The organism is Cellvibrio polysaccharolyticus (assembly GCF_015182315.1).
Classification (GTDB): Bacteria; Pseudomonadota; Gammaproteobacteria; order Pseudomonadales; family Cellvibrionaceae; genus Cellvibrio; species Cellvibrio polysaccharolyticus.
This window is the reverse complement of record NZ_PRDL01000001.1, coordinates 2,650,574-2,664,973: the sequence shown is the minus strand read 5'-3', so window position 1 is coordinate 2,664,973 and position 14,400 is coordinate 2,650,574. Positions and strand designations below refer to the sequence as shown.

The window sequence follows — 14,400 nt, the reverse complement described above, 5'->3', positions numbered from 1 at the left end:
AAAAGGGGAAGCGTGAATGATAAAAATCAGCTATCTGACAGTTCAGGGCGTTGGTTCCAGGGTAATCCACCAGGAAAAAATACGGCTCACCTTTAGCGGAAGTGTGTTTTCCAGCATGGCAAGAACATGGTGCGGCTGATGCAGCGGATAGGTTCCCGTTACTCGAAGTTTTGACAACGCAGGGTGAAGGCCAATATGCCCTGTGTGATAGCGGCCCAGCTCATCCAGCAGTTGTTGTACAGTCATATCCTCGGCGACGATGACGCCCTGGCTCCAGGATTTGTGACCCGGGCGAGCGCGCGCTTCGGCAGCAATAGTGTGGGCATTAAAAAGGGTTTGTTGCCCTGCGTTCAATCGCTGTTTCAGGCCCGAGCGGGTAGTAATTTCTACCGCACCTTCATACACCGACACTTGCGTGTCAGTTTTATATTGCCGTACGGTAAAACCGGTGCCGAGTGCTCGTATTTGCCCATGTTGGCTGGTTACCGTGAAGGGGCGCTGTTGAGGGTCAACGGCTGTTTCAATATAAATTTCACCACTGTGCAGCAGCAAATTACGGTGACCGGCGGAGTAATGCACATCCAGCGCTGTGTCGGTGTTGAGCCACAGTTTTCCGCCATCGTCGAGGGCCAATTCACGCACGTCACCGATGCCGGTGTAATGGTCAGCACGCCAGCGATGTGCAACGCGGGCGGTTACCTCCGGGAGAGGGGTGTATTGCCAGCCAAGCCAGCCGCCCAACATTACCACCATCGTATTACGCATCAACTGCCGGCGTTTGATGCGCTCCATACGGCTGTTATTGAGTATGGTGCTGGTGCCGGATGTACCGGCCTGTTGCCTGGCTACATTGAATCGTTGGCTGATATTTTCTACATAACACCAGGCCTGACGATGATCCGGGTGTTGATCCAGCCAGGACTGCCATTGGTTTTTTTCCTGTTCGCTGACCAGCTCATCCGACAGGGTGGCAAACCAGTTTGCCGCCTCCTGCAAAACCTTGTGCTGAGGTAATGGCTGGCTCATGGTGTCAGCGACTCGTGGAAGCGGGCTTCCAGTAGCAGGCACTCCAACATGGCTTTCGCCATCCAGTTTTTCACACTGCGCTCGGACACCGACATTTGCTCTGCAATCTCGCGATAGGTCAGGCCGTCGACCTGCGCCAGCATAAAAGCGGTGGCAACATTCTGCGGCAGCCGGTGCAACATCTCATCCAGCTCGTAAAAGGTTTCCAGCACAATGGCGTGTTCTTCGGGTGAAATGTGCACGGCTTCCGGTCGGCTGGCCACTATCTCCAGCCATGCCTGCTCGATGGATTTACGGCGCCATAAATCAATGCATAAACGCTTGGCAATAACCTGCAAATAACCGCGCGGACTTTCCGGATTTTTCAGTGACTGTCGGTTAACCAGCAGGCGAACAAAGGTGTCCTGGGCGAGATCAGCCGCGTCACTGTCGTTACCCAAACGGCGGCGAAGCCAGGTTTTCAGCCAGCTGTGATGGTGGGTGTAGAGCGATTGGATATCGGCTTGATTATCAAGCTCTACCGTAGACATGGTGAACTCCGGATACGGCAACGGGGCAGTTTTAGTGAATAATGATAATTGTTCGCATTCTATGGCGGGATGGGAGGCAATGCAAATAGCAATGCTCCCGAAACCGCCGCTGCAGACGGCTTCGGGAGGCGGGAAGTGAATAGAGGAAAAAGGGGCGGAGTGAGATTACAAACGAAACCCGCCAGAGGCTTCAATACGCTGGCCATTGATCCAGCCGGTTTGCTCGGAGAGTAAGGCAACCACCGCGTTGCCAATATCATCCGGTAATCCGACCCGGCCCAGGGCGGTTCCGGCGGCGAACGTTTTGTTCAATTCCGCGTTATCCCGCACCGCGCCGCCGCCAAAATCGGTTTCAATGGCGCCGGGTGCCAGCACGTTGACACGGATTTTTCTTTCTCCCAATTCCAATGCCAGGTAGCGGGTGAGCACTTCAACCGCGCCTTTCATGGTGCCGTAAGCAGCGTAGCCGGCAACGCTGAACCTGGCGAGGCCGCTGGATACATTGAGAATGCTGCCGCCGTTGTTGATCAGCGGGAGCAAGGTTTGGGTGAGAAAAAAGACGCCTTTCACGTGCTGGTTCAGCATTGCATCGAACTGTTGCTCGGTGGTTTCGGTAAAGCTGGTATGAATGCCGGTACCGGCATTGTTGACCAGATAATCAAAGCGATCGCGCTGCCACAAAATGCCCAGTTGCTGCTGCAAACGGCCTTTGAAATCTGCAAAACCTGCTACCTGTGCCGTGTCCAGTTGCAACGCAACGGCTTGTTGACCCATGTCTTTTATCTCTGCCACCACGGCAGCGGCTTCATCGGCCTTGCTCTGGTAGGTAATCACCAGGTCGTGACCGGCACGCGCCAGCGCCAATGCAGCGTTTTTCCCAAGCCCGCGGCTGCCACCGGTAATCAATGCGATTTTGTTGCTCATCCTGAATTCTCCTGATTGATGAAGTAGGTCGAAGATCAGTTTATTGATCGAAACTTTTCGGATAAACGTGCTTTAAGCGAATACACTGTTCGTTATATTCGGACAATGGAGGCCGGAATGGACAGAATTTTACAAATGCAGATTTTCCAGCGAGTGGCTGAATTGGGCAGTTTCAGCCGGTGCGCGGAGCAGCTGGGCTTGCCGAAAACAAGCGTGTCAGAAGCGGTGCAGCGCCTCGAACAACAGCTGGGTAATCGCCTGCTTAACCGGACTACAAGGCGGGTTGAATTGACCCGCGATGGCCAAAGTTATTACCAGCGCTGTGTTGAGGTGTTAACCGATTTTGATGAGCTGCAACAAATGTTTCAGCCGCAGGATCAGCAGTTGCACGGCGTGCTGCGCATTGATATGCAAACCAACTTTGCCGCTGATCTGGTTATCCCCGCGTTACCGGCATTTTTTGAAAAGCACCCGGATCTGCAAATTCAACTCAGCAGCACTGACCGGAAAGTGGATTTGGTGGCTGAGGGTTTTGACGCGATTGTGCGGGTAGGGCAGCTCAACGATAGCAGTCTTATTGCTCGCAAACTCGGTGAGTTATCGCAAAGTAATTGTGTCAGCCCGGCGTATTTGGAGCGTTACGGCGAACCGCTGAACCTGGAGGATCTTGAACATCATTACCTGGTAAATTACAGCCAGCAACTTGGTGGCCGTAAAGCCGAGTTCGAATATGTTAACAATGGTCGCGTGGATTATTTGCCCATGCGCAGCCGTATTACGGTGAACAGTGTGGAAGCCTACAACGCTGCCTGCATTGCCGGGTTGGGTATTATCCAGATTCCTCATGCGACATCGCATGCCTTGTTTGACACCGGCAAGCTCATACCGATTTTGCCACACCACAAGGCGCCGCCCATGCCGGTTTCCTTGCTGTATGCCAACCGCCATTTGGTCAGCAGAAAATTACGGGTGTTTGCGCAGTGGCTGGAGCAATTAATGGCGGATTATCTGCGTTGAATAATTAGCCGTGTGGAGGATTTTCTTCGTTATGCCACCACTCCGGCAAGAGTGCGGCAATTTGCGGTTGCTGAAAGCGTTGATCGAGCAGCCACAAATAACCGGAATCCGATGTTTTACGAATAACCCGGCCAGCGGCCTGAATCACTTTTTGAATGCCTGGATAGGTATAAGTAAAGTCGTAACCCTGGCCAAATTTTTCCTGCATGACGTTGCGCAGGTGCTCATTGATCGGGTTTACTTGTGGCAGCCCGAGCGTGGCGATAAATACGCCTTTTAAGGCATCGCCTGCCAAATCTACCCCTTCACTGAACGCGCCGCCCAATACCGCCAGCCCTAACAAATTATTGTGCTGATTGAATTGCGCGATAAAATTTTCGCGGTCCTGTTCGCTCATGCGGCGGGATTGCACCAGCAGTTGAATGTCGCGATCTTTCAAGCACTGGCGCAAGTTTTTTTCTGCCTGTTGCAGAAAGTCGTAGCTGGAAAAAAAGATCAGTGCATTGCCCGGCTGATCATCGAGCTGCTGCTGGATAATGTCGCAAATGGGCGAGATGGCGGCCTGGCGATCCCGGTATCGAGTAGATACCTGATTGGCCACATGTACTCGCAATTGTTTTGCCTGAAAAGGTGAGGGCACTTTGATGTGTACCGTGTCGTCGGGCAAGCCCAGTAGCGTCTGGTAGTAATGAGCAGGGTGTAAGGTGGCAGAGAAAAAACAGGCACAATGGGCGAACGCCAGGCGGGCTGCCAATTGGTGTGCGGGGATCAGATTGCGTAATGTAAGTACTTCCTGCTTGCTTCCTGGCACTTGCATATCTACACAAAAGTCTTCATCAAATATTTCCACCAGCCGCTGGTAGCCCAGTGCGGCGAAAAATACCTCGCGAAGAATGCCTTCCTGAACCGGATGATCCGGATTTTTTTGTAAAAATTCGATATACACATTACTGAGCTCAAGTAATGCCTGCCCGAGTTTTTCCGGCATTACGTCAAGTTGTACCAGATCTGTGTCAACGTCTGGCAAGCTTTTTAACAGCATCAACCAGGCTTTATTGATTTTTTCCAGTGGTTTTTTAAGCGCGGTCGGGGCCTGTTTTTTTGCAGTCAATACGTCTGCACGATAAAGGCTGCTGGTGTACATGCCGCGACCCCGATCAATCAGGTTGTGGCTTTCATCCACCAGCAAGTAAGGTTTCCAATCGAATTCGTTGGTGAGTGCCAGCAATAAGGGGGAGCCATCAAAAAAATAATTAACATCGGCTACCACAATATCCACCCAGCGGCTCATCTCCATGCTGAGATAAAAGGGGCAAATTTCAAACTCGAAAGCCAGCCGGTTGAGGGTGCTTTTGTCCAATACCGGTTCATTGAACGCTGTCTGGCGAGCGGTTTCCAATTTGTTGTAGAAATCCAGCGCGTAAGGGCATTCGTCACCGCGACATTGTTTGTCCGGTTCCAGGCAGGCTTTTTCCTGTGCGGTTAACTCCAGAGTGCGCAGCGGCGTTTTGTCGCTGCTGATGAGTTGAATATTATCCAGCGCCAATTGTTTGCCGGTGGTTTTTGCGGTGAGATAAAAAATCTTATCGACCGGTGTACGCGGCATGGCTTTCAGGGCAGGGAAAAGAGCCGCCAGCGTTTTTCCGGTGCCGGTGGGCGCCTCGGCCATTACCACACGACCGGTGGCGGCGGCTTTATAAACGGCTTCCGCCATAAGCCGCTGTGAGCTATGCATTTCACCATAAGGAAACTGAAGCTTTTCCAGCCAGCCGTGAAGCTGTTGCTGGCGTTGATTCAGTTGCGCTTGCCAGGCACAATATTTTTTTGCCAGGGTTTCAAAGTGCTCCTGCAAGTCGAGGGCAGACCAGGTTTCTTCAAGCGGATATTCCTGTTCGTGGGCCAGGTCAAAATAAATCAGTGAAATAGCAATTTCTTCGCATTGATGTTGTGCGCAATACAGCCAGCCATAACATTTGGCTTGCGCCCAATGCAGGTTGCGGTGATTTTCGGGTATTCGTTCTACATCGCCATAAAAGGTTTTAATTTCTTCAATGCAGTGTGCTTGCGGATCATAACCATCGGCGCGGCCACGGAAAGTAATATCGTCCCAGATCAGGCTCAATGTCACTTCGGTTTGGTAATCCGCATGGCGGCTACCGGTTACTTTTCTGTGACCCTCAATACCTTCCAGCCCGGTAGGCGCGGGGGTGAAACGACGATCCAGACTGCCGGTTTTTGCGGCAAATTCTACCAGCGTTTTAATCGCTACCTGTTTGGGCTTATTGCCAGCGAACATAGGCTACCTCGGCAGGAATACTATGTTGCGCAAAATAATCCAGCCAGCGTTGCTGGTTATCCTGAATGCGATCACCCGGGCCTTTCACCTCAATCATGCGATAGCTTGCCTGCTCAGGGAAAAACTGAATCAAATCCGGCAGGCCGCTGCGGTTATTTTTTATATCAAATAAAATGCGCTCGAAAATCAATGTTAAATGGCTCGCCGGAATACAATGCAGCGCCAGTTCTATCCGTTCCCGGGTTAAAAAAGACCAATTCACAAAGTGGTTGGTAATGCCGAATTTTTCTTGCCAACAACGAAGAGTATGTTCCCGGTAATCACCATTTTTTAACAGGCTGCGCAGTTCATCAATTCCCGGGCGGCGGCTAACAAAGTTTTCCTGATACATATCCAGCGGTGCCGCCTGAAAAGGGTTGGCAAAGGCGCCTTCAATACCGCGAAACATTTCCGGCCACAACCACAACCCGAACATGCCGGTTAGCAAAGCGTTTTCGGCATAAACACAGGGGGCGGTTTCGGTGTTCAATATCAGTCGTACCACCTCCTCAACGCGTAGTATTTCTCCAGCCTCATTGTGTAACGGGGTCAAGCTCAGTTGCTGTTCAATAATAAAGCCCACCGTCTTCGGCAATAACGGATGCCCCAGTTTTTTGGCGATTTTGGGGGCCATACGCCGGGCAATTTGTAGTTCCTGTTCATTGGCGGGCGTTGCCAATAGTTCATTCAGCAACGCCCAGGCAGCGGTATAGTTCTGCTGTTTTTCCAGCAGACGAATACGGCGTTCCCGCGCCGGGGGCAAATGGCTTTGCCCGTAGAGTTGCAGAGCGGCTTCATGATTGCCATTGCGTTCCAGCTTGTAAGCAATGTCGTTGCACAAACGGGCGCGCCGCCGCTGCAACCTTTCATTATCGCTAACCGGCGGCAACTGTTCGCCGAGTTGTTGCAGTGTTTCTATTGTGTGCTCGCCATCCAGCGCATCACGCAGAGCAACCAGCTGCTGGTATTGTTCCAGTTCATCACGGCTTTTAAAAAGGCGGTACCGGTGATCAATCTGGTAGTTTTCGTAGCGAAATAGCCCGAGATCCTGCAAAACAAAGTCGGTGAGGTTTTGGTAAGGGTTGCCAAAAAACAGTATCAGCAGCCGACTAACGATAGCTTGATGATCAAGGTGCCAGGCTTCGCCCAATTGATTCCGGGTCCAGTTTTGCCAGGTTTGCGGTTCGCTGTGGCTGGCTGCCAGGGTTTGAATCAACACGTCTTTGCGCGCCTGTTTCAGACCCGTCAGCGGCTTTTCAAATAATGTCAGTAGTTCATGCCTGGTCAGGCTGGCTGCCAACTCAGTAAGAGAGATGGGTAAGTGTTGTTGCATCAAACCGGCATCAAGCAGGGTTTGGACAGCATTGCTGATGCTGTCAACCTCGGGATAACGAAGTTTGTCCTGGCGAAAAAGGGGGCCTTTGCGGCTGCATAAGCGCACCAGCAGGCATTGTGCCGGGTGATCCAATTGCTGAAATGTTTGTATAAAGGCCAGGTCATCCTTATCCAGCAAGTCGTTATAACGCGCCGCCACCCAATCTACTAAAAAGCGAAAGTTGGTAAGGTAGTAGTCCGGCGCGAGGTCGGGCGGGGTGGTTGCGTGAGTCATGTGGATGGGGTCCGGTAGTTCGTGCCTTTTGAAACGTCTGGTATGTGCACTGCCAGGGTGAGTCTGCCAGAATCCCCGCAGGTTACTGTTTGACAAAAGAGCGGAAGTAATGGGTCGAGTATACTGTATGTAAAAACAGTATTCGATATTCAAGTGGTATCAAGGGATAGAAAATTGCGGGTTTTTCAAAAGAGAGGGCTATAGCCAATTGTGGCGAAGCGGATGGCGCAAAAATCATAATGTTTTTCAGGCGGGTTTAAGTTTTTCACGTGGTGGGGGATTACGCGCCGCGAAATCATGGGTTATAGTTGGCGATAGTTTTTTTCAAGTGCAAGAACGGAAGCGAACGGTGGGTGTGGCGTGATACACGGCTCCAGCGTTGCCTCTGGAAATGAAATGCTTAAATAACATTAATAAATTGAGCTATCGTTACATTCCATGTTGGTCGATTCCATGCAATATCCCGTTTTGTAATATCCCTTTTTTCAAATATAGATTGTCGATTTCATATTTAAAATTATAGGTTCAGGGACGTTCTGCCGTTTTATCGCGTTATCACTATGAGCCCACGAGCTCGGGCTGCCCCGGCAGACCTTATAAAATAAAAAGTAATACCAGGCAATGCATTCAATTATCGGATCAATACCGGAGCCATCGCAGGCTTTTCCGGTGGTTTTTTTGTGCCTGCGTTTTATTTTGCGCAGCAAAAATAACGATAAGAGAGAGTATTATGAAAACTCAACTACTGACAGGCCTGTCAATGGCACTGTTGTTGGCTGCCTGTGGGGGTAGCTCCAACAAAGGTTTACCTCAACCCGGCTCATCATCCAGCATAAATAATCAGTCCAGCGCTCCCGTGCTTAGCAGTTCTGCCCAGTCGGTTTCGAGTGCCGCGGCAGTTTCTGTCGGTGTATTTGTGGATTCGTTTGTGGTGGGAATCGGTTACCGCACAGAAACACAAAATGGTGTTACCAATGAGCGGGGCGAATTTAATTACCGCCCCGGTGAGATGGTGACCTTTTTTATTGGCGATCTCGAATTTCCGCCAATTCCGGCCAAGGCATTAGTGACGCCTCTGGATATGGCGCAGTCGCTTAATCCGGCATCGCCAATAGCGATTAACATCGCCCGATTACTGCAATCCCTTGATGCCGATGCTGATCCGGCCAATGGTATTGACCTAACTCCCGTACCCGCCAATTTCGCTACACCGCTTGATTTCGCATTGGCGCCCGAACAATTTGCGGCGTCGCCGGCAGTGGTAGAGCTGGTGGCCAATTCAGGCTCAGTGAATACCGTTGTTATTTCCCTGCAACAAGCGCTGGATCATTTACGCGAAACCCTGATATTTCATGGCGTGCCGATGGAAGAAAGCTCTTCTTCCTCAAGCCAAAGTTCAACGCCGGTAGTTCCCGGTAGTAGTGCCAGCTCTCAATCCAGCCTGAGTTCCCGCTCTTCAACCGGTGGTGGGGTAATCCCGCCGGTCTCCAGTGCATCAAGCCAGCCTGTTATTTCGAGCGCTTCCAGTTTATCCAGTCAATCCAGCGTTTCGAGTGAGTCCAGCAGTTCAAGCGAAGTGAGTGTATCCAGCGAGTCTAGTAGCTCAAGTGAAGCTGGCGTTTCGAGTGAGTCAAGTAGCTCCAGCGAATCAAGCGAATCCAGTTCATCGAGTGACATTGGTATCTCCAGTAGTTCAAGCGACGTTAGTGTTTCAAGTGAATCGAGCGCTTCAAGCGAGTCCAGTATTTCCAGTCAATCATCTGAGGCAGTGAGCAGCAGTTCTTCTTCTGTAATTAGTTCCGGGCCTGACTTTGATACGGTATTCGGTTTCGCCTCCCTCAATGGCGGCACCACAGGTGGTTCCGGTGCCAATGCGGTTGAAGTATCCGTGTGTAGCGGTGAAGAGTTGCGCGCAGCGCTTAACAACCCTTCTTATGCCAACCAACCGCTTACGGTTTATATTGATGGTGTAATTACCTGGCATAACTCCGGCAATACGGATATCAAACTTAATCGTCCGAATGTTTCTATTATTGGTCGAGGCGCTGATGCCGAGTTTTGGGGTGTGGGTATCCACATCACTGCCAGTAACGTGATTGTGCGCAACCTGAAAATGCACAAAGTACCGCAGGTTCGTGGCCAGGGTGACATTATTACTATTGATGGTCGTAATGGTCCGGTAAGAAATGTCTGGATTGATCACAACGAATTGTTTAATGATCTGAATGTACCTGTGCCACCGTCAATTACCGATCCGGTAGCACAAGAAGCTTATCAAAAAGATTATTACGATGAGCTGGTCAGTGGCCGCAGCGATGTTGCAGACATCACCATTTCCTACAACTACCTGCATGACAGCTGGAAAACGTCTCTCTGGGGTTCTTCTGATGAAGATAACTTTGATCGTCGTATTACCTGGCACCATAACTATTGGCACAAAGTAAATTCCCGTTTGCCGTTGTTCCGTTTTGGTAAAGGGCATATTTACAACAACTATTACCACAATGTAGATACCTCGGCGATTAACTCCCGTATGGGCGCCATCATTCGCGTTGAAAACAACGTGTTTGAACAGGTAAAAAATCCGGTGATGTCGCAAGACAGTATTGCGATTGGTTACTGGGAATTAATCGGTAACCAGTTGCGTGATGGCGTTATCTGGGTAGAGAAAGACGGTGATGCCAATATTATTGCTGATCAGCAATTGGCTGATCATACCTCTACCGGCACGTTGAATCTGCCACAGGGTTATTTATATCAGGCAAGCCTGATTCCTGCTGCAGATGTACCTGCGCATGTGCAACAGTATGCCGGTGTGGGCAAGTTGGATACCGGTTCTCCGGTGTTGGCATGTACTCGCCCGGAGTGGGATATCGAGCCACCACCACCGCCCGTACCAGAGCCTGTGACAGAGGATCCATCTTCGGTTGGTTGGAATGTTTTTAGTGGTGATGTTTCACCGTTTGATGCCAGTGCTATTACTTTGGCTGATGGTGTGACTACTACCTCTTTCGGTATACAGGGGTCTGCCAGTGACTTTACTGCAACCGGGCTGGGCTCAGTGGTGTTCGATTCAACTTCATTGGGTACTAAAAATAATCGTGCGCGTATAAGTGATGTAGTGCGTAACGATGGTATATATCCTAAATACTTTACTCTTATTGCCGGAATTAAAGGCTTTAATCCACCAGCCAATGCACGCGTGCTGGAATTGGAAACCACATTTGGTGGTGCGGCAGATGCTACAGCCAGCCGTTTGAAGGTGGTGTTACGTGCGGATGGTGCCAGTAATTATGGCGTACAGTTTGAAGGATCGCCTGCACCTAATAATGCTTATGGTTTGGCGATGGATGAGTACCGTATTTACCACTTTACAGTAGCACTCTCCAGCCCTACTGTCGGCTGGGCACGAGCGTATCTGGATGGCTCCAATATCCCTGTTCTGAATCAGGAAGAGGTGCAGTTCTCTCCTACAGCAGCGACAAATAACTATTTGCAAATTGGCGATGGTGGTAGTAACAGCTATAAGGCACTGATTGATTGGGTCGTCTGGACAGATGAGGGCGCTTATACACCTGCACAAATATCCGGTTTGCTGCCTGCCAATATCGGTTGCGTAAAAGGTTACGGTGCTTCGGAAAACCTGCTGGATTGTGACTTTACTGATTTGGGGAATGCATCCTCCGCATCCAGCTCATCTTCGTCTTCCAGCAGTGATGGTGGTAACAACGGTGGCGGTAGCAGTTCCAATTCCTCGGTTCCATCCGGTGGCGGTGAAAGCAGTGCTTCTTCCGTCTCCAGTGATGACAATGGCGCATCCAGCAGTGCAAGCAGTATTGCACCTGCTTTCGACTGTGCTTCCGAGTCGGGTTTGTATTTCTGCGATGATTTTTCCAACGGGACAGGCAACTGGGATTTGTTGCCTGTGCTGGGGGCCAACGGCATTTTAGATGTTTTGAATGATGCGGGGGATAACAATGTTTTACGTCATACGGTAGCGAGCAGTGGAGCAACCGGTGGGGTACTGGCTTTAATTAAACCCGAAGCGTTAGCAAGCGTTACTTCAGCCGATTACTATGTTGAAGCGCGTATCCGTCCACGTCTGAATACTAATGGCCAGTCCCAGCGCAGCATATACGTGATGGCGCGTTATCAGGATGTAAATAACTGGTATGGCATGGGCATGGTTGCTCACGAAACCAATCCGCCGCGTTTCGAAATTGTAGAGCGAAACTCCACAGGGAATCCAACCAGTACAGGGACTATGCGTCACCTTGCTGCCATTTCTCTGGGAACGCCAGGCGGTACCGATGGTGAGTGGTACAAATTGCGTCTGGAGTTAATTGGTACTGAAATGAAACTGTATTTGAACGATCTCGCAGTTGCCAGTTTCAGTGACGCCAGCCTTACCGAGCGCGGGTTGATTGGTATTTTCTCAAACAATCGCTCATTCGAAATTGATGACATCAAAGTCGGCAATGCCAATGATAAACCGCCGGTGCCATCGCAACTGGCTATCTCACCTGCGACTGCCTTCAATGTAGAAGCCGGTGATGCACCGAGAGTTATTACCGTTAATGCCAAAAATACGCAGAATGCGGATGACACCTTTACCGTAACGTCCAGCGATCCTTCGGTAGTGAGCGTTAGTCAAAACGGTTATGAAGTCACCTTGAATCCACTGGCTGCAGGTGTAGCTACTATCACCTTTACCAGCGGTTCCGATGCGGATCTTACTCGTACCATTACCGCGACCATTGCACCGGCATTTGTAATGCCGGTGGCGACTTACAATCTGAACGGCCTCGTATCGCCAGCGGTTAACGAAGCGGAAGTTTATGCGGATACCAATCTGACGCTGACTTTTGATTCACCGCCAGTGTTGGGCTCTACTGGAGCTATCCGTATTTTTAAAAGTAGCGATGACTCGGTAGTGGACACCATTAAATTGGTCGATCACAAAGACACTATTGGTTACGGCTCTTATCGCACGCTGAATACCCGACCCATTAGTATTGCTGGCAACACCGCGACCATTGCATTGCAAAGTAAAAAGCTGGAGCCCAACACCAGTTACTACGTAGCGATTAGTGAGTCGGCATTTATTGGCGCCACGCTTGCAACCTTGCCATTTCAAGGCATCGGCAAAAATGCTGACTGGTCATTTACCACCCGCGAAGCACCTGCTGTAAACCTCACCTCATTAACGGTGGATGACAACGGTAGTTTGGCTGATTTCCGCACCCTGCAAGGCGCGTTAAATCATGTGATGGAGAATCTTGACAAATCCGAGCCGGCAACGATTACTGTGAATAACGGTACCTATTCCGAGCTGTTGTATTTGCGTAATAAAGATAACCTGACCATTACTGGCGAAAGCCGTGAAGGCGTAGTAATTCAATATCAAAACTCTGAAGGTTTTAATCCCGGTTCGGCGGGGCGCCCGGTATTTCTGGTTGAGTTGGCAGACATGTTAACGCTGGAAAACCTGACCCTGAAAAACACCACCATTAAAACCAGCAGTGGCGGCCAGGCAGAAACCTTGTATTTCAATTCGACCGGTCGTTTGATTGCAAAAAATGCTGACTTTATCAGTGAGCAGGACACGCTTCAGCTGAAAGGTTACAGCTGGTTTTATCAAACGTTGGTAGCAGGTAACGTAGACTTTATCTGGGGCAGCAGTAACGTTGCTTTATTTGAAGAAAGTGAAATCCGCTCACTGGGCGATAGCAGCAATGCCAATAACGGTGGTTACCTGGTTCAGGCGCGTGTCGTCAATGCGACCGACAAAGGTTATGTTTTTCTTAACAGCCATTTAACTCACGGCGTAGGGCCTGTTGGTCATACTGTTCCGGCGGGTGCAACTTACCTGGCTCGTAGCCCCGGCGGTAATAGCAGTTTTGATAACGTAGTATTTGTGAATAGCAAAATGGAAAACCACATCAATGCTGCGGGCTGGGCTGGTGCGGGTGTAAATGGTCAACCGGCGCCAAACCCGGTAACTCCTACTGCGATCAGTGGTTGGCGTGAAGTTGGCAGTGTGGATACCGATGGTAATAGTATCAACCTTGCAAATCGCGTTGGTGGGTATGAGTTATCTCCAGGTGAAGTGAGTGCCGAATACTGCAACCGTGCCCAAATCTTCTCAGCTTTTAATGGTGGTGCAGGTTGGGACCCGTTGCCTGGCAATGACACTGATTGTATTAACTTCTCTCATCCTGGTGGTAATGGACAGTCGTCCAGCAGTCAATCTTCCAGTGCGCAGAGCAACAGTAGCAGTAGTGAAGATGGAAGCGGCGGCGAAGGCGGTAGCTCAAGCAGTGCTGCTTCCAGCGATGAGGGAAATGGTGAATCTTCCAGCTCTTCTTCAAGCGCTGCATCTGCCGTGACCACAACCTGGGGATTTGATTCCGCTGCATACGCGGCTGCAGATACCAATCTTTTTGGCGCTGCTTATAATGCCGTTGCCGATAACAGTATCAAAGTCACCGACGGTGAAGTAAGTGTTGATGGTCTGACATTCTATTCCACCGCAGCAAATGTGTTGCGTTATCGTCCTGCGGGTTCTGTTAACAATAGTTCGACTTCAGCACTGTGGAATACTAATGGCGCATTTTTTAGCAACAATACAACAATGATGCCGAACGTCGGTGAGAGCCTTCCTCCTAATGTGCGTACCTACATTGCTATTCCCGTAGAAGCAGGTAAAGCACTAAATATAACTATAAAATATAGCCAAACAGGTAGTGGCGCAACTGCGGGAAAAATTGCGCTGGTCGGTAGTGATGGAACGGTGCTAGCAGCAAAGGACGCGAGTTTTGCAGTTGCCTCGGAAGGCGACAGTATTTCCCTTGACCTCGACGCAACCCATTCACAGTCAGCGATCAAAATTATTTATGGTCGGGAAGGACTGAGCACGGGTGGTATAAACATTCAGGAAATCAGTCGGCAGGATTAGA

General features: G+C 50.2%; 7 protein-coding genes. 2 read left to right on the top strand and 5 right to left on the bottom strand.

All coding sequences use genetic code 11. From position 1 onward, the window contains the following. Positions 1-42: 42 nt before the first annotated feature. The 3 genes from C4F51_RS11415 to C4F51_RS11405 form a co-directional block, all read right to left on the bottom strand. Positions 43-1,026, bottom strand: coding sequence for a FecR domain-containing protein (locus tag C4F51_RS11415; RefSeq protein WP_193909900.1), 984 nt, complete (start codon positions 1,024-1,026; stop codon positions 43-45). After that, a complete protein-coding gene (locus tag C4F51_RS11410) occupies positions 1,023-1,556 on the bottom strand; it encodes a sigma-70 family RNA polymerase sigma factor (protein WP_193909898.1) in 534 nt (177 codons plus the stop codon). The genes C4F51_RS11415 and C4F51_RS11410 overlap by 4 nt, the downstream gene beginning before the upstream one ends. A 165-nt stretch (positions 1,557-1,721) precedes the next feature. Then, on the bottom strand, positions 1,722-2,480 hold the full coding sequence (locus C4F51_RS11405; RefSeq protein WP_193909897.1) for an SDR family NAD(P)-dependent oxidoreductase: 759 nt from the start codon (positions 2,478-2,480) through the stop codon (positions 1,722-1,724). 117 nt (positions 2,481-2,597) lie between these two features. Between C4F51_RS11405 and C4F51_RS11400 the strand changes: the two genes are divergently transcribed. Further along, positions 2,598-3,497: a LysR family transcriptional regulator gene (locus C4F51_RS11400; protein ID WP_193909895.1), complete on the top strand. Its 900-nt coding sequence runs from the start codon at positions 2,598-2,600 to the stop codon at positions 3,495-3,497. 4 nt (positions 3,498-3,501) lie between these two features. On the opposite strand, the gene C4F51_RS11395 is transcribed toward C4F51_RS11400, so the two are convergent. Both C4F51_RS11395 and C4F51_RS11390 read right to left on the bottom strand, forming a co-directional pair. After that, the gene (locus tag C4F51_RS11395; protein WP_193909893.1) at positions 3,502-5,793 is read right to left on the bottom strand and encodes an ATP-dependent DNA helicase; all 2,292 of its coding nucleotides are present in this window, start codon (positions 5,791-5,793) and stop codon (positions 3,502-3,504) included. Beyond that, entirely contained in the window at positions 5,777-7,441 is a 1,665-nt protein-coding gene (locus tag C4F51_RS11390) for a VRR-NUC domain-containing protein (RefSeq protein ID WP_193909891.1), read from the bottom strand. Before C4F51_RS11390 ends, C4F51_RS11395 begins: the two co-directional genes overlap by 17 nt. Positions 7,442-8,171: 730 nt before the next feature. On the opposite strand from C4F51_RS11390, the gene C4F51_RS11385 reads away from it, so the two are divergent. Continuing rightward, a complete protein-coding gene (locus C4F51_RS11385) occupies positions 8,172-14,399 on the top strand; it encodes a pectinesterase family protein (RefSeq protein WP_193909889.1) in 6,228 nt (2,075 codons plus the stop codon). The last annotated feature ends 1 nt before the right edge of the window (position 14,400 follow it).

Coding starts and splice junctions, on each gene's coding strand:
- C4F51_RS11405 (WP_193909897.1), bottom strand. CDS start 2,480: ATGAGCAACAAAATCGCATTGATTACCGGTGGCAGCCGCGGGCTTGGG.
- C4F51_RS11400 (WP_193909895.1), top strand. CDS start 2,598: ATGGACAGAATTTTACAAATGCAGATTTTCCAGCGAGTGGCTGAATTG.
- C4F51_RS11395 (WP_193909893.1), bottom strand. CDS start 5,793: ATGTTCGCTGGCAATAAGCCCAAACAGGTAGCGATTAAAACGCTGGTA.
- C4F51_RS11415 (WP_193909900.1), bottom strand. CDS start 1,026: ATGAGCCAGCCATTACCTCAGCACAAGGTTTTGCAGGAGGCGGCAAAC.
- C4F51_RS11410 (WP_193909898.1), bottom strand. CDS start 1,556: ATGTCTACGGTAGAGCTTGATAATCAAGCCGATATCCAATCGCTCTAC.
- C4F51_RS11385 (WP_193909889.1), top strand. CDS start 8,172: ATGAAAACTCAACTACTGACAGGCCTGTCAATGGCACTGTTGTTGGCT.
- C4F51_RS11390 (WP_193909891.1), bottom strand. CDS start 7,441: ATGACTCACGCAACCACCCCGCCCGACCTCGCGCCGGACTACTACCTT.